The 19,736-nt window shown below is 36.5% G+C and carries 18 protein-coding genes; 13 read left to right on the forward strand and 5 right to left on the reverse strand.

Going from position 1 to position 19,736, the window contains the following annotated elements; translation table 11 throughout:
* Together IGJ76_RS03725 and IGJ76_RS03730 are read left to right on the forward strand one after the other, a co-directional pair.
* Nucleotides 1–594: a DNA-3-methyladenine glycosylase I gene (locus tag IGJ76_RS03725; RefSeq protein ID WP_071869131.1), complete on the forward strand. Its 594-nt coding sequence runs from the start codon at nt 1–3 to the stop codon at nt 592–594.
* A gap of 27 nt (nt 595–621) precedes the next feature.
* The gene (locus IGJ76_RS03730; protein WP_270345935.1) at nt 622–1,143 is read left to right on the forward strand and encodes a dihydrofolate reductase family protein; all 522 of its coding nucleotides are present in this window, start codon (nt 622–624) and stop codon (nt 1,141–1,143) included.
* A gap of 328 nt (nt 1,144–1,471) precedes the next feature.
* Here the strand turns inward: IGJ76_RS03730 and IGJ76_RS03735 are convergent, their stop codons facing one another.
* Complete coding sequence (locus IGJ76_RS03735; protein ID WP_067483989.1) at nt 1,472–2,026, reverse strand: NADPH-dependent FMN reductase; 555 nt, start codon at nt 2,024–2,026, stop codon at nt 1,472–1,474.
* A gap of 228 nt (nt 2,027–2,254) precedes the next feature.
* On the opposite strand from IGJ76_RS03735, the gene rpsP reads away from it, so the two are divergent.
* The 5 genes from rpsP to rplS all read left to right on the forward strand — a co-directional run bounded on the left by rpsP (nt 2,255) and on the right by rplS (nt 4,804).
* Nucleotides 2,255–2,530 carry a 30S ribosomal protein S16 gene (gene rpsP, locus IGJ76_RS03740; RefSeq protein ID WP_005875628.1) on the forward strand — a complete coding sequence of 92 codons (276 nt, stop codon included), beginning with the start codon at nt 2,255–2,257 and terminating at the stop codon, nt 2,528–2,530.
* Between the two features lie 11 nt (nt 2,531–2,541).
* Entirely contained in the window at nt 2,542–2,790 is a 249-nt protein-coding gene (locus IGJ76_RS03745) for a KH domain-containing protein (protein WP_067483991.1), read from the forward strand.
* Between the two features lie 268 nt (nt 2,791–3,058).
* The gene (gene rimM, locus IGJ76_RS03750; protein WP_067483993.1) at nt 3,059–3,583 is read left to right on the forward strand and encodes a ribosome maturation factor RimM; all 525 of its coding nucleotides are present in this window, start codon (nt 3,059–3,061) and stop codon (nt 3,581–3,583) included.
* Nucleotides 3,573–4,316, forward strand: a complete 744-nt coding sequence (gene trmD / locus IGJ76_RS03755) for a tRNA (guanosine(37)-N1)-methyltransferase TrmD (protein ID WP_067484148.1) — start codon at nt 3,573–3,575, stop codon at nt 4,314–4,316. Before rimM ends, trmD begins: the two co-directional genes overlap by 11 nt.
* Before the next feature lie 140 nt (nt 4,317–4,456).
* Nucleotides 4,457–4,804, forward strand: a complete 348-nt coding sequence (rplS, locus tag IGJ76_RS03760; protein WP_067483995.1) for a 50S ribosomal protein L19 — start codon at nt 4,457–4,459, stop codon at nt 4,802–4,804.
* Nucleotides 4,805–5,032: 228 nt separating this feature from the next.
* On the opposite strand, the gene IGJ76_RS03765 is transcribed toward rplS, so the two are convergent.
* Entirely contained in the window at nt 5,033–5,617 is a 585-nt protein-coding gene (locus IGJ76_RS03765; RefSeq protein ID WP_067483996.1) for a TetR/AcrR family transcriptional regulator, read from the reverse strand.
* Nucleotides 5,618–5,895: 278 nt separating this feature from the next.
* On the opposite strand from IGJ76_RS03765, the gene IGJ76_RS03770 reads away from it, so the two are divergent.
* From IGJ76_RS03770 to IGJ76_RS03790, 5 genes are all read left to right on the forward strand, one after another.
* A complete protein-coding gene (locus IGJ76_RS03770; RefSeq protein ID WP_430596732.1) occupies nt 5,896–8,805 on the forward strand; it encodes a lectin-like domain-containing protein in 2,910 nt (969 codons plus the stop codon).
* 11 nt (nt 8,806–8,816) lie between these two features.
* Entirely contained in the window at nt 8,817–9,119 is a 303-nt protein-coding gene (locus tag IGJ76_RS03775) for an LPXTG cell wall anchor domain-containing protein (RefSeq protein ID WP_270346741.1), read from the forward strand.
* On the forward strand, nt 9,103–9,669 hold the full coding sequence (locus IGJ76_RS03780; protein ID WP_218658131.1) for a hypothetical protein: 567 nt from the start codon (nt 9,103–9,105) through the stop codon (nt 9,667–9,669). Before IGJ76_RS03775 ends, IGJ76_RS03780 begins: the two co-directional genes overlap by 17 nt.
* Before the next feature lie 50 nt (nt 9,670–9,719).
* Nucleotides 9,720–10,322, forward strand: coding sequence for a hypothetical protein (locus IGJ76_RS03785; RefSeq protein ID WP_430596733.1), 603 nt, complete (start codon nt 9,720–9,722; stop codon nt 10,320–10,322).
* Nucleotides 10,323–10,415: 93 nt separating this feature from the next.
* Nucleotides 10,416–11,474: a DUF916 and DUF3324 domain-containing protein gene (locus tag IGJ76_RS03790; RefSeq protein ID WP_430596734.1), complete on the forward strand. Its 1,059-nt coding sequence runs from the start codon at nt 10,416–10,418 to the stop codon at nt 11,472–11,474.
* Between the two features lie 182 nt (nt 11,475–11,656).
* Here the strand turns inward: IGJ76_RS03790 and IGJ76_RS03795 are convergent, their stop codons facing one another.
* The 3 genes from IGJ76_RS03795 to IGJ76_RS03805 all read right to left on the reverse strand — a co-directional run bounded on the left by IGJ76_RS03795 (nt 11,657) and on the right by IGJ76_RS03805 (nt 17,578).
* Nucleotides 11,657–13,024, reverse strand: a complete 1,368-nt coding sequence (locus tag IGJ76_RS03795; RefSeq protein WP_095803483.1) for an NAD(P)/FAD-dependent oxidoreductase — start codon at nt 13,022–13,024, stop codon at nt 11,657–11,659.
* The gene (locus IGJ76_RS03800; protein WP_075491374.1) at nt 13,025–14,524 is read right to left on the reverse strand and encodes a helix-turn-helix domain-containing protein; all 1,500 of its coding nucleotides are present in this window, start codon (nt 14,522–14,524) and stop codon (nt 13,025–13,027) included.
* A gap of 711 nt (nt 14,525–15,235) precedes the next feature.
* Nucleotides 15,236–17,578, reverse strand: a complete 2,343-nt coding sequence (locus IGJ76_RS03805) for a glycoside hydrolase family 18 protein (RefSeq protein WP_071869124.1) — start codon at nt 17,576–17,578, stop codon at nt 15,236–15,238.
* Between the two features lie 486 nt (nt 17,579–18,064).
* On the opposite strand from IGJ76_RS03805, the gene alsS reads away from it, so the two are divergent.
* Nucleotides 18,065–19,729, forward strand: coding sequence for an acetolactate synthase AlsS (gene alsS / locus IGJ76_RS03810; RefSeq protein ID WP_075491373.1), 1,665 nt, complete (start codon nt 18,065–18,067; stop codon nt 19,727–19,729).
* The last annotated feature ends 7 nt before the right edge of the window (nt 19,730–19,736 follow it).

Genomic DNA, 19,736 nt, shown 5'->3' on the forward strand with positions numbered 1-19,736 from the left:
ATGAAACGATGTTCTTGGGCAGAAAACACGGCATCAATGAAAGAGTATCATGATACGATTTGGGGTGTTCCGGAATATGATGATCAACGACTTTATCGCAAGCTAATGCTGGATATTAACCAAGCAGGATTAAGTTGGCAAACGATTTTAAATAAAACTGAAGCTTTTGATTCTGCGTATGATCATTTTTCTTTAGAAAAAGTGGCGGCATATGACGAAAATAAAATAGAATCTTTGCTTCAAGATAAAGGAATTATTCGTAATCGAAGAAAAGTTGAAGCTGCTATTCATAATGCTAAGGCCGTTCAAAAAATCCAACAAGAATTCGGAAGCTTTGCTACTTTTTTATGGTCGTTTTCTGATGGTGAAGTGGTGAATCATATGTATCAAACACAAGAAGAAATTCCGACAACGAGTGAACTATCTGATAAAATCACTAAAGAACTGAAGAAACAGGGGTTTAAATTTGTCGGTAGTACCACGATTTATGCATTTTTAGAAGCAGTTGGAATCATTAATGATCATGTCATTGATTGCTTTAGACATTCAGAAGTAAAGCAATCAACGATTCAAGAAGACGAATCAATTGATTGATAAAAATTCGAAGTGAAGGAGAGACATATGCGAAAAATCGTTTTTTACGGAGCTATTAGTTTGGACGGTTATCTGGCAACAAAAGAAGATGATTTACAATGGCTATTTGATACGCCGGCAGGTGAGGAAACAACTTATGAAGCATTTTATGAAACAATTGATACAACGATTATGGGGCGGAAAACGTATGAGGAAGCTAAGAAATCTTTAGGTACAGAATTGTTATACCCGGAAAAGAAAAATTATGTATTTTCGAGAAATCGATCATTGATTCTGTCAGACGCGACAGTAATCAATGATGATCCTGCCTCGTTTGTAGAAAACCTTCGACAAGAATCTGGCTCAGACATCTGGATTGTTGGTGGAGGCTCGTTGCTTAAACCTTTGTTAGAAAAACAGTTGATTGATGAATGGTGGATTCAAATCACACCAGTCTTACTCGGTGAGGGAATTCGCTTGTTTGAACCCGGTGACTATGAAGAAAGACTAGAATATGTTGGTGCACAACAATTTGGTCAGTTTCTTGAATTACATTATCGAAAAAAATAAAAAAGTTGTATGCCAAATTTTTATGTGGCATACAACTTTTTTTGCTGAATTGCTTGAAGCTGAACGCTTTGCGCGACAACCTTTATCCACGGTGCTCCCAAAGCAACTCCTAGATATAGCTTGCATCCACTTCAAAATATGAAAAGCTATTTTGAGTGACTGCTCGCTATCTTGTCGGAGCTAAGCGCTTTGAGCCACAACCTTTATCCACGGTGTTCAAGAAGTAACTCCTTCAAAATAAGAATAAATTTCACAAAAATTTGAGAAGCAATTTCTGAAAATTTATTCTTATTTATTGGAACTGTACACTTCTTTCACAACCTTTGTTTTACTTCGTCAATTTTTCCAAGAAGTCAATATACGCATTCACAATTGTTTCAAAGAATTTCATCGTACCATCAATGATTTTTCCATCTTCACCAACCAAGTTTGCAATATTACCAATGTAAGCTTCTGGTTGTTGAAGTGTTGGCACATTTAAGAAGACTAAAGATTGACGGATAATATGGTTAGCACCAAATCCACCGATTCCACCAGGAGAAGCAGTAACAACTAAACCAGGTTTTGTATCCCAAACGCTTTGACCATAAGGACGAGAACCAACGTCTAGTGCGTTTTTCAAGACTGCCGGAATTGAACGATTGTATTCAGGTGAAACAAAAATAACACCATCTAAATCTTTTACTTCGTTACGGAAACGAGTCCAAGCTTCCGGTGCATTTTCTGGTGTTTCAAGATCTTCATTATAAAAAGGAAGATCATCAATTTTAACAAAGACACTTTCATAGCCTTCAGGTAGTAAGCTTGCGAAAGCTTCAGCAACCTTTTTGTTATAAGAATCTTCTCTTAAACTTCCAATAAAAAAGCCAATTTTTTTTGTCATAAATAGAACCTCCTAATAATTATCTTTCATAACTATCTTACAAAAAATAAGTAAAACGAGCAAATAAAAACACTTGCTATTTAAATATCCAACAAAATAATCGAAAAAAATGTCTATAATCAATAAAAAAAGGAATTTATGAGACTGTAAAGAAAAAAAGCTTTACAGGGTAAAAAAAAACTGTTACACTACATCTTGTGAATAAATCAATGGAGGTGGAAATAAATAATGGCAGTTAAAATTCGTTTAAAACGTATGGGTTCTAAAAAGAGTCCTTTTTACCGTATTGTAGTAGCTGATTCACGTTCTCCTCGTGACGGACGTTTCATCGAAACTGTAGGTACTTACAATCCTTTGAAAGACCCTGCAGAAGTAGTTTTAAAAGAAGACTTAGTTCTTAACTGGTTATCAAAAGGTGCACAACCTTCAGATACAGTTCGTAACATCCTTTCAAAAGAAGGCGTTATGCAAAAACACCACGAAGCTAAATTTTCAAAGAAATAAGGTGAGCGGATATGAAAGATTTAAGTGAGCTAGTCTTAACAATCGTTCGTCCGTTAGTCACTCATCCTGATCAAGTTCGGTTAGAGGTCGTTGAATCGAAAGATTTTTATGAATACAATCTAACTGTAGCACCAGAAGATATTGGTCGTATCATTGGAAAACAAGGACGAGTTGCCAAAGCAATTCGGACTATCGTTTACGGTGTACGAATTAACGCGCCTAAAAAGGTTCGTTTAAATATCGTTGATGATAAGGAATAATCAAAAACTGTTTCGAATTTTTTCGAAACAGTTTTTTTTTGCTTTCTACGAAAGAATGATGTCCTTAAAAAGTTTCTATCGCAAAGATTACCTTATTCAACCGTAAACGTAAAACGTGGGTAGAACACAAAATGAGTTCAATCTATGTCCCGTATTTTTCTATTTTTTGACATAAAAGTAAAAAAGAATTCATTTTGAAAAACAAAACTAGAATTGACTAAACGCCCATGCTAAAATGAAGCAGAGAAAAAAGAAATGAGGAAAAATTGTGACTGAATATCTAAATGTTGGAAAAATTGTCAATACTCAAGGTTTAAAGGGTGAAGTTCGTGTTATTTCAACGACTGACTTCCCTGAAGAACGTTACCAAAAGGGTGCACAGCTAACTTTGTTCCAAGATGGAAAAGCACCGGTTGAATTGACGATCAAAAGTCATCGTAAACATAAAAATTTTGATTTGTTGAGTTTTGAAGGACACCCATCAATCAATGATGTCGAAAAATATCGTGATGGCATTTTAAAAGTGTCAAAAGAAGAAATTTCAGCGCTAGAAGAAAATGAATTTTATTACCATGAGATCATCGGCTTAGAGGTCTTGGATGAGGCTGGCGAAAAACTTGGAAAAGTGAAAGAAATCCTTTCTCCTGGAGCAAATGATGTTTGGGTAGTTCAACGTGAAAAGAAAAAAGATTTGTTGCTTCCCTATATTGCATCAGTCGTAAAGGAAGTGGATGTAGCCAATGGAGTAGTCCATGTGGAAATTCCAGAAGGGTTGATTGATGATGAAAATTGATGTATTGACCCTATTTCCTAAAATGTTTGAAGGTCCTATGGGTGAATCAATTATTGGGAAAGCTGTTGATAAAGGATTGCTAGACATCAATGTGTCTAATTTTCGTGAGTATTCTGATAACAAACACCAAACAGTCGATGACTATCCTTATGGTGGTGGAGCTGGAATGTTATTGAAAGTTCAACCAATCTATGACAATTTAAAAGCAATTGATGAAGCAAATCCAACTGTCAAGAAGCGAGTGATTTTGTTAGACCCAGCTGGTAAACAATTTAATCAAGCGATGGCAGAAGAATTTTCGCAAGAAGAGCAGTTAGTATTTATTTGTGGTCATTATGAAGGATATGATGAACGAATCCGAACCTTGGTAACAGACGAAGTTTCGTTGGGTGATTACGTTTTGACTGGGGGAGAACTTGGAGCGATGGTTATGATTGATGCCACTGTTCGCTTACTTCCCGATGTGTTAGGAAATCAAACTTCTGCGCAAACAGATTCATATTCTACTGGCTTACTTGAGCATCCGCAGTACACGAGACCTGCTGAATTTAAAGGAATGAAAGTCCCTGATGTATTAACGAATGGTAATCATAAGCTGATTGAAGAGTGGCAATTAAAAGAATCGTTACGTCGAACCGTTCAACGACGCCCGGATCTACTAGCTGACTTAGAACTAACACCGCAGATGGCGAAATTTTTAGCTGAAATCCAGCAAGAAGAGGCAGAACAGTAAAATACTGTTTGTCATGAAAATTTACTTTACACTCATTTGATAGTGTGATAATATTCTATGGTGAGTGCAAAGCACTTAACTATTACGATGTTCCGCTGTGAGTTCACTCATAAGAATGTTTGGAATAAGGAGAAGAAAACATGAATCCATTAATCGAAGAATTAACAAAAGAACAACTACGTTCTGACATCCCAGCTTTCCGCCCTGGTGACACTGTACGTGTTCACGCGAAAGTTGTCGAAGGTTCACGCGAACGTATCCAGTTATTTGAAGGTGTTGTAATCAAACGCCGTGGTGCTGGAATCAGCGAAACTTACACAGTTCGTAAAATTTCTAACGGAGTGGGCGTTGAACGTACATTCCCAGTACACACACCACGTGTTGCTCAAATCGAAGTAGTTCGTTATGGTAAAGTACGTCGTGCAAAATTGTACTACTTACGTGCATTACACGGAAAAGCTGCTCGTATCAAAGAAATCCGTCGTTAATTTATTATTCGACAAATCTGAGTCCTTGCTTAAGCAAGGACTCTTTTTTTGTATTAAATTGGACACTGCTTTTACAAAGAGTATCTTTAGCCTGGAAAAAGTAGCCAAAATAGAAAAAACGCCTAAAATTCATTTTGAAAACGTTGATTTTAGACGTTTTTTAAATTGAAAAATGTGCTGAGAACGACCGGTTTTCCAGTTTTATCTTACTCTCAAGAGACTTGTGCTTTAAAGTAAAAGTTCATAAGGGGAGATTTCTTTTGCTTTGGTAATAATAGTCGCAATTTGTTCTGGTGTTTCTTCTCCACCTTTTTTGATCCATAAATTGACAACGCCGACAATACTGGATAATAAAATTTCTTTCGCGTAATCGTCGGGTAAATTTTTACGAGAAAATTGAAGACTTTTGGACTTATCTAATTTTGAAAGAACCAGTTCATTTAAAATATCTTTGACCATCTGCATAAAATGTGGATCGCCACCTTCACTAGCTAAAGCCTGAATAAACTCAAAATCATTTTTTATGTAGATAAGTGCGTGCAAAATAGATTCATAAGGAATCAATTGAATAGGATCTTCCAAATTTTTAGGGTTTGTATCTAATAACAAAATTTGTTTGAGGTCATAAATAGCCTCCATTTCTAATTTTTCCATTAGATCATATTTATCGACGTAATGAAGATAAAAAGTTCCTCTGTTGATCTGAGACTGCTTTGCAATGTCACTTACTGTCATTGATTCAAAACCTTTTTCGTTAATGAGCTGGATAAACGATTTTTTGATTTTTTCTTTTGTTTGCGTATTTCTTTTCATTTAGATACACGACCTTTTTTGTGAAAAAAACCAGATATACGTTCATTTTCAATGAGTGAAAGAAGCATCTTCTTACTTTATATTAGTCGTTTTAAGGCCGGTTTTGAAACGTTTTACTAATAAAACTCTCACGTTTTTTAAAAAAATGAAAAAAATCTGATAAAAATTCGCAGAAAAAATAAATATACTAAGCATATAGAATAAACCAATGTTCTGTGTGCTTAATTCGTTTATGCACAAAATCAAAACAGTAAAATGAGCAGAAGGGAGGAGAAAAAGTGAAAAAGTTTACGAAAATGTTGGTCTTACAAGCAACAGTTTCACTATTCATTGCACCGACAATGTTGGCTTCGCCAGAAATCGTTCAGGCTGTGGCAACAGAGAGTGCGCAAGAAAATCAAAACCAAGTTGGCAATGTTTCGCTCCAAAAAGTTGAACAAGTCGAATCTGGTAATCTTGTTTGGACTGTATTGATTGAAAAATCATCGTCTGAAATGAATCGACAAATGACTTTCACTGTTACTGAACCTACTGATGTGCTTAGTGTTTACCAACCAGATAAAGAGCAACAAGTACAACCAGATAAAAATGGTATTTATCAAATTGGTGAAAATAATCAGCAAGCTCAAACAATGCAACTCGAGATCCAAACAAAAAAAATTCCCCAGCAATTCGATTACACGTTGAAAATTTCCCCAGTGATAAATGAGGGGGAAGAACAAGTTTTATTGAACCAGAAAGAAACGTATGATTTTTCTTTCACTGCAACAGAAGAAACAAGCAGCGAGGAAACGAACACAACAGAAGATGCGACAACAGCTACTGAAAGCTCGACAAGCGAAGCAGAAGAAACTGCCAGTGAAACGACTGAAACGACAAGTTCTGCTGAATCAGCCATGAGTTCATCGACTACGAAAACATCTGAAAGTACGAAAAGCACTTCTAGTTCAGCAACACAGCGTGCTGTGGCACCGGCAGTTGCGGCGAGAAGTGGTTTGGTACGTGCGTCGTTGGGGACAGGAAATCCAATTGTGCCAAAAGGAGCAATCAAGTTAGACGGTATTTTTTCTACGATTGCGAAAAGTAGACCTAATGGTACCAATATTTCTGCTGGAGAAGTGATTTTACCCGGTTCATCTGATCAGAACAACGGAATGCCATATGATGAAATCTCTCTTTCAGGAAGTAATCGTGCTGTCGGTGTTTGGTCTAACGATAAATATCGTTTAGATTTTAATCAAGACTTTCACGGAAGAACGTATGTGAACTTCGGAACTGAGCAAGCCGATGGATTTGCTTTTGTCATGCATAATGATGCAGCAGAAGATCAGGCACTAACGACAGCAAATGCAAATTCTGATGGACAAAACTTAGGTGTTTATGGTGGAACAAATTCATGGGGAAAAGAAGATAGTAAAAGACCCAATGTTTTTGCTATTAAAAATTCTGTCGCAGTTGAGTTCGATCTTTATGGTAACACTGATGCGAACGAAAGTGACGGCACAAATTATGATGGTCAATCGGCTGACACAAAAATCATCCCACATATGGCATATGCCTATCCTGGTGATTTAGCGAATGGTTATATCTCTATGGGGGAAAGTTCTTGGTGGAACACTGGCTTTTTAGGAATTGGTGCTCATGGATACACAGCGATGATTAATCATCGAGGTCTTACAACATTAGATGGTGTTCGAAATACCACGTGGTATGAATTTCGTTATGATTTCGATAAAGCGTCACAAAAGTTTTCTTATTATCTAGAAAATCCGGTAACAGGTGTCAAAACAAATGCGACAACGATTCCTTATGCAGATCTTGAAGCACAGCTGAAATTAAGCGCAAATGAAGGAAAAGCCTATTGGGAATTCACCGCAGCAAATGGGGCATCTAGTGGTCAAACAAAATTTGTCTTTACTCAAGTTCCAGTCGATATGGATGCAGAGGTGACTAATGATGTTGAATCAGAAGGTGCCAGCGTAGTCGATCAAAACGATAGTGAAAGCTATTCAAAAGATTTACCCGCAGCTAACTACGGCAATGAAGTAACCTTGAAATCAACCTTTACTTTAAAAGCTGATACTGAGGCAGGCTATTTCATTAAAACTTGGAGTTCTTTCATTGATCCGACTTTATATGACATTAGTCAGGGCGTTTCAAATGTAAAAGCTGAGTTCAATGGTGTAACAACTACGGGGGCAGCAACTGTTGATGAGAATGGAAATGTTGTTGTTACATTTGCAGATAAAGGACTGAATGTACCAAAGCCACTCACATCTATTGAACAAAAATTAAACTTATCTTATACAACAAAATTGAAGAACAAAGGTGAACCTACAAAAACATATCATGATAGTCAGATTTCTGGAACAGAAATTGGGAACAATACAGCTACTAACTTTAGTAGTGATGAAGTAGCCTACTGGGTTGTACCACAACCGGAACACCCAACAGTTTTATCTTGGGAAACACCTAATGTAGTGACTGAAAAAACAGAAACAAAAGATCGCTCAGAAGTAGCAGATGGTTATGATTTAACTTTCTATTGGAAAGATGAAGATGATGGTGATATTTTAAATTTCACAATCAATCGAAATGATCCTGATGCAACAAATGAGTTCGCTCAAATTGTCACAACAGGTTCAACCGAGTTTAATAGCCATAGCTGGCATATTCCTGCAGATAAAATTGTTCCAGGGGTGAACGATTATACGATTACCATGAAACGTGGCGACGAAGTTCAAACGTTGAAATTGAAATTAGATGTTACTGGAAAGCTTTCCTTTGAGACTGCACCAGACATGTTGAGTTGGACGGGAAGAAAAGCGAGTGAATCAAAAGGAACCTTGGCTAGGGATAGCGGGAACCCAATGACGCTCAGTGTCTTTGACAGTCGCGAAGATACCTCAACTTGGTCATTATATGTACAGGCTGAGTTGACAGATGCTACTGCACCATTTGATTTCGTCTTTAAAAAGGATGCCTCAAGTGCCGAACAAACAATCATGTCAGACCCTGTGCTTGTTATGCGCAAAGGGGACGTGACACCAACGGACTTTATGACGACTAAAACATGGAATGAATCAGAAGGTGTCTTACTTCAAAGTGATAATTATATGCGTGTCGGCGATTATAGTAATAAAGCAACGGTGAAATGGCGTCTGTATGATACGGAAGAACCAGAGTAGGGGGCGAGTAGATGAAGAAAAAAATCATTCAAAGCTTAACAATCTTATTTGGTCTTGCTCTTTTCAGTACCAACACAATGGCTAGCGAACAACCTAACTTTGATATGGATGAACAGCAGGTCACTTTTCGGATCGTCAATGAAAAAAATGAACAACCTGGAGAAATAGGTGGAAATAATAATCATTCATTACTGCCTAAGACCAACGAAACTAGCGTATTTATTCTTTCGTTTATTGGCACATTATTCATCGGAGTGGTGTTCTTGGTTTTCTGGTTGAGAAGGAGGCGAGACGAAGATGAAGAAACGAATTGAGTTTCTTTTCATCGGATTACTACTTTGTCTTTTGCTCCCAACTCCAGCTTTTGCTCAAGAAATTTTAGGAGAAGAAGATCAGACACCGATGAATGTCACGATTGTGGAAAGCCCAATCAAGTTAGAAAAAGTGACTGCGCCAACTTTTGGAACCTATCAAAAGTCCGCTCACGAACAAGAGATTCAAGCAACTAGTGACCTATTGATTGCTGTCAGGGACCAACGGGAAAATAAAAAAAGCCCTTGGCAATTGACCTATCAGCTTTCAACATTTACAAACGGTCAAGAATACCAAGTGAAAGTATTACTCGGACGAGGAAAATTAAGCACGAATCAATCCGGTGAAGTCGTTCAGGCTACACCGCAGAAAATCGCTGCCGATCCAAATGAGGCTGGGACAATCTTAGAAGCTTATTCTTCTCAATCAACTGAGTACTATTATCAAATTGATAAACAAAAGATTCATTTGGAACTGCCAGCGGATTTACCTACTGGGGAGTTTGTTGGCAAACAATTAGTTACTTTGTTAAATACACCGGAAATAGATTAGTTTTTATAACTAATTTTTTATAACAATCAAATTTAAAGGAGATTATTAAAATGAAAAACACAAAAATCGTAAGTATGACATTAAGCGCAATGGTATTAGCAACTTTAGGAGCAACAAGTGTTCAAGCACAAGAAGTAGTCGATCAAAAAGGTGAAACACCTACAGAAGTTGTCATCACTGATAACGACGATCCAACAGATCCTCTTGACCCAACAGATCCAGATCAAAAAATGTTAACTTTGGAAAAAGTACCAGCTGCCTATAACTTCGAATCAAAACTACAAAATGCAACATATAACTTGACTGCTGATTTAACAGATGAAATAATCGAAGTCTTCAATGACCGTATCGATCGTGAATGGTCTGTTAAAGCCAACGTTGCTTCTAATAAATTAACTCGTTCTTCTGATTCAAAAGAATTTACCGTTGATTCATTCCAAATTAATGGAACAGAAGTTGCTGCAACAGGTGCTGAAGGAATCGTAGCGAAAGCTGAAGCTACTAAAACAGCTGCAAACAACACTGGTTTGATTGAAACAGCTGTTGACAATGTGTCAATCGGTTTTACTGATGCAGATCGTGTATTAGTTGCAGGTGATACATTAGCTGGAAGCATCCAATACCAACTATACAACACAGCAGACGCAAAATAATTAGTAACAACAAGTAATAAATGAACGAATGACGAGGAGCTGCGCATTTGCGCGGCTTCTTTATTCAATGTTTAAAATAAGGAGAAATCAAGAATGTTCAAACAAATAAAGAAGTCGCGAAAGATAGTAAGTAGTTTCCTTTTGTTGTTGAGTTTGCTTTTGACAGCACCATTGCCAACATTTGCACAAGAAGATGCTGGTGAAGTCGGCTATGATATCCAAGCAGTCATTCCAGAGAACCAAATCGACAAAGAAAAAAGCTTTTTTGATTTACGAATGGAACCAGCACAAGAACAAACGATTCACGTGAAGATCAACAATACTTCCAACGCGGAGTCAACGTATAAAATCAACATCAATCAAGCATACACAAATAGCCAAGGATTTATTGATTACAATGAGAAAAAAGAATCAGAGAAAAATGATTATCCTTACGCAATTGATTCGATTGCCAAAGTAGCAGATACAGTAACTGTTCCTAAAAAGAGTAGCAAAGAAGTACCGATTACTTTGACAATGCCAAAAGACCAATTTGATGGTCAAATTTTAGCAGCAATTCAAGTAGTGAAAGAAACAGCTAAAGACCAAAAAGGGATTGTCAATAGTTATGGTTATATTTTAGGTTTAAAATTAACGGAAACAGATACAGAAGTACCACGAAAGTTAACGTTAAAAAAAGTGGAACCTGCTATTTCATTTGGAAAAACGAGTGTAGTAGCTATTTTAGACAATCCAACTATGGATGCTTATGGTCACTTAAAATATGAAGCAACTGTAAAAAATCGTAAAACGAACAAAGAAGTGCGTCATGTTACTTATGACAATGATATGCAATTAGCACCAAACTCAACCTATCGTTTTGCAATTGATTGGGAAAAAGAACCGTTAACAGCTGGTGAATACAGCTTGCATCTGGGTGTAACAGATGCGAAAGACAATGAATGGATTTTTGATGAAAACTTCACAATTTCAGCTAAACAAGCGAAAGAAATCAACGAAGCAACGATTGATGCCGGTAAGAAAGCAACTATTCCAATGTGGATCTATCTAGTCTTTGGAATTCTCCTTGGAGTAATCCTGCTAGGAATCTTCTGGATTATTCTTCTTAAGAGAAGGAAAAAAGAGGAAGAATCGGAAACAGAAACGAAATAAGATTCTATACAAAAAACTGCAAACGAAGTTGGACAGTCAGATGTCTGAACTTTGTTGGCAGTTTTTTAGTATTTTATTTTTTATTAGAAGGTTTAATATTCATTTAATTACGTATTATTTGGAGGTTTTACCTTGTCAAAAAAGCAGCACCCCAAACAAAATGATTAGGGTTACTGCTTTTTTTACTTGAGTAAAGATTCTAAACCAAGGTCAGCCAAAAAATTAGTTGAAGGCGAAAGCTTTGGATTGTAATAAAGTTCAGAAAACACAAGGTCGTCCACCTTGGTTTGATCGACAATCATTTGCGTCAAAACATTGAGTAGGTCCAACATATCTTTTTGGTTACTTATCAGTTGAGCGCCGAATAACTGTTTCGTTTTCGTATCGTACAGCACTTTGAAGGTTACAAAGAAATCTTTGACTGGATGATAGTTCGAAAAGTGCGTATAAGTTTTGGTAATCGACGAAGTTTCTAATCCATAAAAATCAGCCTCGTCTTGAGTGATTCCAGAACTACCCAGAAAGACGCCGAAAATTTCTGTTCCAATCGATCGCTGTGAGGTTGGAATTGGCTTAGGATCTGCTAAAGTAATATGACTAGCAGCTACAAGTGCTGTTTTTCGCGCATTACCAATCAGTGGGAGATAGGCTGGTTCACCATGGAAGCCAAAAGGCAGTTTGATTAAATCACCAATGGCATAGACATCCGGATCAGAAGTTTGCATAAAGTCATTCACTAAAATGGTTTGATCGAAATCAAGATCCACCAGACCCTCAACTAAGGCAACTTCTGGTTTGGGATTAACGGCAAAGACACAAGCATCAACCAGCTTGGTTTGTCCTGAGAAGAATTGAACTTCTAATTGCTCACGTTCATCAATCTTGACAGTTTGACATTGATTAAAACTTTCTGATAATCGTAAATCGATGGATTCAGGAATGTGTTGTAGCAAAATATCAGTGATTTCTTCATCAAAATAACGAAATACTGGGCGATTCATTTGCTCGATGATTGTAATTTTTTTAGTCGATTTTGTAGCTAGACTGCTAGCTAGTTCCAGGCCAATTAAGCCAGCACCAACGATTGCTATTTGATTGCTGTCGTTGATTTTTTGATAAGCTTCAATGGTTTTTGCGCGACTTTTGTAGGTGATGATGCTTGAATGGACCGCCTCTGATTCTGGAATCAATGGCGCAAAGCGATCGGAACCCATGGCTAAAATCAGTTTGTCAAATGTTTCTGTAGTAATTTGCTTAGTTGCATTATCTTGATAAAAAACTTCTTTCTTTTTCAAATCAATGTTTGTAACGGTCGTTTCAAGTAATAACTGGATTCCTAAGTGTTCAAGGGTCTCTTGGTCACCAACTTCCCCTTTTTCCATTTCGTCGGCTGAAAACAACCCTTTAAAAATTAAATTGATACTGCTTGGTATAAAGCCAAGTACGTTTGATTTTTCGATTAGGCATACTGTAGTTGTTGGGTCTAATTTTTTTAAAAATTTACTAGCGGCAATCCCAGCGTGTGAGCCGCCGATAACGATGACCTTCAATTATATTCCTTCTTTCTTTGAATAGTCTTTTAATAAACGAGTTAAAGCTTGGATATCCGCTTGGGTTTTAAAATCATTGATGATATATAAATCTTTAAATGAAAATTGTTGTATTCCAAAAGCGGAGTCTGAAATCAATAAGTCGTAGTCTTTCTTAACTTCAGCTTCTTCACAATGGATGTAAAATTTTGTATCGAACTCGTTCTTGATACTTTCCATCATGATATTTGTTTGTAAGTTGTCTCGACTACAAAAGACACCGATTTGAATCGTCAACTTAGAAAAGCGTCGCATTTGATTGATAAAATAAAGGTGAATTCGGGTAACTAATTGCTTTGTCGTTTCCAACAGAGAAAAACCGAGAATGTCTTCGGTTTCTTGAATAATTTGCTGAACCAGTTCAAAATTTGGCGTAAAAATTGATTGATTAACTAATCGATCAAATAGCATTTGTTCTTCAAAAAAGGTGATATTTCCTTTGAAATAAACAATCGTACTGTGTAACTGGGTTAAGAAATACTTCCACTCTTGGATAAATCGTGAATCAATTTCAGCCGAGTCAATTTGATAAGCTGTTTTTACGTGCTGAACAACCATTTTGTTCAACTCGATAACTTTTGTATTAAATGTTGGCCAGTCATCAGATTGAAGCAAGAAACGATTACTGCGTTCTATAACGAATAGAGAAGAAATAAACAAGTAGAGATAAGTCGCTTTGTACTCAAACTGAAACTCAGCGGACGGACTAACAGATAAAAAATAAGATTCACGAACTAATTGGTAGACAGGATCATCAAGATAATCATCACTCAGCATGGTCATTGACTCAACTGAAGGAGGATTATTTAATTTTTTTGTTCGTTTCTTTAAGATTCGAATCCAAAGATATAATTTCAGCCGAGTTGTGCTACCAAATGGCTGTTTTAATTTTTTCTCTAAAAAAGAGACAAACAACAGACTATTATGGTCGTTTTCTTTTCCTTGTATCTCTTCTAAAGGGACAGAGTTCCAAAACAACTGAAAGAAAAAGTAGCAAATTTGTAATTCATCGCCAGTTATTCTCCCTCGACGAATTTTAAGATTAAACTCGTCCAACAACTGATTTAGTCCCGTGATGTGACGGTAAACAGCGGCCTCGCTAATCAAAAACTTTTGAGATAGCGCATAGATAGAATAGGACGAATGATAATAGAGATGCCTTAGAATCTGATACTTGATTGATTCTTGCAAGTAATAATAGTAAAGTTTATCCAAGCTTGTTTGATTGCTTTTTTTTAAAGTGACTTGATTTTGTTCGTGATCGACTTCAAGACTTAAATCAAGTTCTAAGTCGTTCAGGATAAAAGTCAACTCTTCAACATTGTTATTAAAAAGAAAAGAAGTAATGGTTAAATCAATCAGTAACTTAGGAATATCTGCCGTTAAATTTTTATCTAACAAATAATGAATGATTGAAATTTGGATTTTGCCATTTTTTTCTAGCAAATTAAATAGTTCCATTGTCTGTTTCACCACTCTTCTATGCGTTCTACATTACTGCTTAATTGTAATTGTTTCCGTGAAAATAGACAAGCTTTGGGTGACGAAATGACTAAGTTAATAGTAGCTGTTTCCAAGGTGTTTTTTTGTCAACAATTTAAAAAATAAATTAAATAAATGATAAAAACAATTCAGTAAAACAGCTATACTAAAGTAGTAAAAGATGGAGGTTAACATCGTTCATCTTTTTCATTAAGCTAATACGTTGAGTAAAGATAAGACATAATTTTGTTCATATCCAGCACCTTTAGTGTTTCATAGTTATTGAATAGGATGAAGTGCAGAGAGCAGTTGTAAAAAAGTAGTACTGAATAATCTAGTAATTACAAACATAGCTGAAGTTACACGTTGAAAAAAAGAATTCTTTGATGACTTCCCCGTTACTCTGAAAGAGTGGTAGATCTATCTTTAGTAGATAAAAAAGTGCTTAATAACCCTATACATATGAAAAGTAAAAGAATTCAATTCAATTGATTTCTAGCTGGTGAAAAAGTAGTTCCATCCTTTTCATTGAATAAAAAAATGGAGAGAATAAAATGTGGGTGTGTGGTCTTATCGGTATAGCTTCACAAATCTATTTGATTACTTGTGTAGTGATTGACAAATACAGGTCCAAATAGATTAACAAAAAAGAGCGCACAGTTTTTCACTGTACGCTCTTTTTGACGTTAATTATTTAACTTTTAAAGTTAATAGAGATTTCAAATTGCTAGAATTTTCACCAGGTACGCCACTACTTAATCGTACTTCGAGAAGATCCCCAACTTTTGATTTTTGGCTAATTTTGATTTGAATCGTATCAGCTGTACGATTTGTTATTTGGCTACTGTATGCTTTGTTCTCAAAAACCTCAGCTACATAACTGTAATTTTGACAAACGACGAAACGATTACTTCCTTCAAATGCTGATTTGTCAAAATCAACATAAATGTTTTCCCCGTCGTAACTGATTTTCTTAACAGCATCATTCATTTTTTCGATGCCTAAATCAACATCTTTATCTAAAACAAGTGTTTCCAGTAATTTTCTACCACTCGTACTTTCACTTGGTTTACCAGGTGCACTATAGACTTCGATTTTTTGACCTTTCCAACCAGCGAAGACTTTGGCAACACCAGTTTTCTCGCCATAGTTTGTTGAATTGCTGTAATAACTTTTTCCTTTATAAGTTTCAAATGAATATTTACCATCCAAGTAAACAACGAAACGTTCTTCACTATTAAATTGTTCAGTCGTTAGATTTAAGTTGATATATGTTTTTCGTGTCCGTTCATTGACACCAACAGCAAGTAATTTATTTTCTTCAACAGGAGGATCAGTCGGATCAGTTGGTTCAGAAGTTAATACATTGTCCACGATAGAACCTAATTCCGCATCTGTTGTATCATAACCAAGTTCCCAAACGATTGCGCCACCGTATTCGTTTTCAATTGTCCAGTTCACTTTTTCTTCAATAGATTGAACATTATCATAAGAATAAAATTCTTTTGTGTCCGCATTGTAAATGTAAGGAGCTTTTGCTTGATCATCCCATTTAGCAACTAAGTTGTCATTCGGATCTTCGTTCGCTTGAGCTTCGAGGTCTTTGATTTGCCACCAAGGTTTTAGGCCAGCTGGTTGGTAAGGATCATCCCAAGTGCCACCGACTGGAGCACCACTACTTGCAGCACCTAATTCACCAGATTCCACATTTGCAAATCCACGTGAGTAGTAACTCATACCCACCATTAATTTGTTTTTAGGAATGTTATATGTTTCGCTGTATTCTTTCATTGCGGAAGAAACGTTGAATTTTTGGTCTTTATCTGTTTCAGTTGCATACAATCCAGAGTGATGCCCAGTTTGTGTATCAAATCCACCACGGAAATCATAAGTCATGACATTGAAGTTATCAACGTACTCATTGACTGTTTCAGGAGCGATAAATTCCATTTTTTCGTGTGAAGCTGTTACAGCAATACTTAATTGATAATATGTATCATTTTCTTTTCCTGCCACTGTTAATTTTTCACGTAGTTGTTTCATCAAGGCAATAAATTTTGTCTGGCGATCGGTGTTGTCCGGGTATTCCCAATCGATGTCAATACCATCAAAGTTATGATCTAACATAAATTTAACTGCTTCATCTGTGAAAGCATCCATTTTTTCAGGTGTTTTTGTCACAATATCAAAAGCCATATCGTTAACTGAATTGTTCCAACCACCGATTGAAACCATTGCTGCTACGTCATTTTCATCCGCCATGTCAGTGATTTGGCCGATATAGTTTTTCCCACCACCTGATACAGTATCATCAAAATCTGCCCAAGCATCGTTTGAAGTTAATTTTCCTGTCTTAGGATCAATAATCATGAAGCCATAGTTTACGTGCGTGATTTTATCGAAAGGTACGTCAACTGGATCATATCCTTTTCCATCAAGAACGCCTTGGCTATAGTTATAGTCAGCGTTATTTGGTTCATAATCTGTTTTGTAACCTTGCCAGTTAGCGAAGTAACCAATAACTTTTTTCTGATTTTGAACAGTTTCAGCTTGAACCTTTTGATAGTCATCAGCGGCTGCACCTGTAAATTTGTTGAAATTAAATGTTGCAATTCCAGCTGGAACATCTTTTACTTTTGTCCACATTGGTGCAGATCCTGGAGCTTGATTAGCTTCTGCCCAATAAGAGTTAGTCCACAGTGCATTTTTATAAATGACCATTGAACCACCAGCATAAGCTTTTGCTGTCCAAGTTTGTGCTGAAGCGATTTGTTCGTCATAATTAGCAATGATAACTTTTTGAGTTCCTTTAAAAATTTGGTTTTCTTTTCCACGTGTCCAAGAAGTGCCGTTGTCATTTGACCACATGTGTGCGTCTGTTAGGCCGTTGATGATATTTGCTGTGTCATCCATCACTAAACCAGAATTATTCCCTTGTGTTTCAGTTGCAAATGCTTGAAGTGGTGCAGAAGATAATAGTGTAAATCCTGCCATCGAAGCTGCTAGCAACGTTTTCCATTTTGTTGTCTTCATTTTTTTCTCCCCTTGATAAAATATTTTTTTGTAGCGGTCGAGGTGATTCCCCAGCAACCACATCTAAAGTTAAAGCCTATGATGTTCAAAGTAAATTTCTAAAATTACCGCGTGATAGGAAGAGAACGTTGTTATTTAATATAAAAGCAGTCTTGAAAGCAAATTGAGCTTTTTTTAGGGGGGAAATATTTTTTTTACGTGAATGTTTTTTAGCCAAAAATAATTAAAAGAAAAAAGAAACGGGGGCTTGTAAAAAGCTGGTAAAGAAAATCTGCCACTTTATCAGCCTTTTTCTTCGAGATAGTAGATGAATATACATTGAGTGAGCTGTTACTATTTTTTTGAAATTTATTTAGCTTATTACTAAACAAATCTTGCAAGGCATGCTATACTATTTTTTGTAACAGATATATAAACTGTATTACTTTATGTTGCTTGTTTATTATCTGAGTAGAAAGAAAATAAGCTGTTAAAGGAAGTTGTATGATGGAAAAAGAAATGAAACAAGGTTCTAGCGCTGTAGTAGAAAGCTTGATTAATCATCACGTAGATTATATCTTTGGTATTCCTGGAGCAAAAATCGATGGGGTATTCAATGAATTAGAAGACCAAGGCCCAGAGTTAATCGTGACACGTCATGAACAAAATGCGGCATTTATGGCACAAGCAATTGGCCGAATTACTGGTGAACCTGGAGTGGTTATTGCAACAAGTGGTCCTGGTGCAAGTAATCTAGCAACTGGATTAGTAACAGCAACTGCTGAAGGTGATCCAGTTTTAGCAATTGGTGGACAAGTAAAGCGAAGTGACTTATTAAAACTGACGCATCAAAGTATGGACAATGCAGCATTATTTAAACCAATTACGAAGTACAGTGCTGAAATCCAAGATCCAGAAACGATTTCAGAAGTGATTGCCAATGCATATCGTATGGCAAAAAGTTCAAAGAAAGGTGCAAGCTTTATCAGTATCCCACAGGACGTCGTTGATGCGCCGGTGAAAAGTGATGTAATCCAACCCTTAAATGACCCACAACTAGGATCTGCGTCTGCAAATGATATCAACTACTTGGCTGACCGTATTCGCGAAGCCAAGCTTCCTGTTTTATTGGTAGGAATGCGCGGATCAAGTGAAAAAGAAACTACAGCTATTCGCAAATTAGTAGAAAAGACTTCGTTACCAGTTGTTGAAACATTCCAAGCTGCTGGGGTCATCTCACGTCAGTTAGAATCACATTTCTTTGGAAGAGTGGGGTTATTTAGAAATCAACCTGGTGATATGTTATTAAAACGAAGTGATTTAGTAATCGCCATTGGTTACGATCCGATTGAATATGAAGCACGTAACTGGAATGCAGAAAAAGATGCAAGAATCATCGTCATCGATGAAACACCAGCTGAAATCGACTCATTTATGCAACCAGAAAGAGAATTGATTGGTGACATTGCAGCAACACTTGATCTACTTAGTGATTCTTTAGAAGCACAACAAGTATCAGTGGATGCTAACGAATATCTTGACTCGTTACAAGAAAAATTAACCGCTCGTGATGTTGTAGAACAGACAGAAGATGAAGGAATTTTACATCCATTAGAAGTCATCAATACACTACAATCAGCAGTTACGGATGATATGACAGTGACTGTTGATGTAGGTAGTCACTATATCTGGATGGCACGCCACTTTAGAAGCTATGAACCACGTCACTTACTATTTAGTAATGGAATGCAAACATTAGGTGTGGCTTTACCATGGGCGATTTCTGCGGCGTTAGTTCGTCCAAATACACAAATTGTTTCAGTTTCTGGTGATGGTGGCTTCCTGTTTTCTGCACAAGACTTAGAAACAGCTGTACGCAAAAAGTTAAATATCGTTCACTTGATTTGGAATGACGGTCACTATAACATGGTTGAATTCCAAGAAAAAATGAAATATCAACGATCATCAGGTGTTGACTTTGGTCCAGTTGACTTTGTCAAATATGCAGAAGCTTTTGGCGCAAAAGGAATTCGTGCAACAAATGTTCGTGAACTAGAACAAGCCTTAACTGACGGATTTGCTACTGAAGGACCTGTAATCATTGATATTCCAATTGATTATCGTGATAATGAAAAACTCGGAGAAACGATTTTACCAGATCAATTCTATTAAGAAAAAG

The sequence above is a fragment of the Enterococcus sp. DIV0175 genome, from assembly GCF_050529075.1.
Taxonomy (GTDB): Bacteria; Bacillota; Bacilli; order Lactobacillales; family Enterococcaceae; genus Enterococcus_B; species Enterococcus_B thailandicus.

Excerpts from the sequence above, each read along its gene's own strand:
- IGJ76_RS03725 (WP_071869131.1), top strand. The coding sequence starts at position 1 with ATGAAACGATGTTCTTGGGCAGAAAACACGGCATCAATGAAAGAGTAT.
- IGJ76_RS03730 (WP_270345935.1), top strand. The coding sequence starts at position 622 with ATGCGAAAAATCGTTTTTTACGGAGCTATTAGTTTGGACGGTTATCTG.
- IGJ76_RS03735 (WP_067483989.1), bottom strand. The coding sequence starts at position 2,026 with ATGACAAAAAAAATTGGCTTTTTTATTGGAAGTTTAAGAGAAGATTCT.
- rpsP (WP_005875628.1), top strand. The coding sequence starts at position 2,255 with ATGGCAGTTAAAATTCGTTTAAAACGTATGGGTTCTAAAAAGAGTCCT.
- IGJ76_RS03745 (WP_067483991.1), top strand. The coding sequence starts at position 2,542 with ATGAAAGATTTAAGTGAGCTAGTCTTAACAATCGTTCGTCCGTTAGTC.
- trmD (WP_067484148.1), top strand. The coding sequence starts at position 3,573 with ATGAAAATTGATGTATTGACCCTATTTCCTAAAATGTTTGAAGGTCCT.
- rplS (WP_067483995.1), top strand. The coding sequence starts at position 4,457 with ATGAATCCATTAATCGAAGAATTAACAAAAGAACAACTACGTTCTGAC.
- IGJ76_RS03765 (WP_067483996.1), bottom strand. The coding sequence starts at position 5,617 with ATGAAAAGAAATACGCAAACAAAAGAAAAAATCAAAAAATCGTTTATC.
- IGJ76_RS03775 (WP_270346741.1), top strand. The coding sequence starts at position 8,817 with ATGAAGAAAAAAATCATTCAAAGCTTAACAATCTTATTTGGTCTTGCT.
- IGJ76_RS03780 (WP_218658131.1), top strand. The coding sequence starts at position 9,103 with ATGAAGAAACGAATTGAGTTTCTTTTCATCGGATTACTACTTTGTCTT.
- IGJ76_RS03785 (WP_430596733.1), top strand. The coding sequence starts at position 9,720 with ATGAAAAACACAAAAATCGTAAGTATGACATTAAGCGCAATGGTATTA.
- IGJ76_RS03790 (WP_430596734.1), top strand. The coding sequence starts at position 10,416 with ATGTTCAAACAAATAAAGAAGTCGCGAAAGATAGTAAGTAGTTTCCTT.
- IGJ76_RS03800 (WP_075491374.1), bottom strand. The coding sequence starts at position 14,524 with ATGGAACTATTTAATTTGCTAGAAAAAAATGGCAAAATCCAAATTTCA.
- IGJ76_RS03805 (WP_071869124.1), bottom strand. The coding sequence starts at position 17,578 with ATGAAGACAACAAAATGGAAAACGTTGCTAGCAGCTTCGATGGCAGGA.
- alsS (WP_075491373.1), top strand. The coding sequence starts at position 18,065 with ATGGAAAAAGAAATGAAACAAGGTTCTAGCGCTGTAGTAGAAAGCTTG.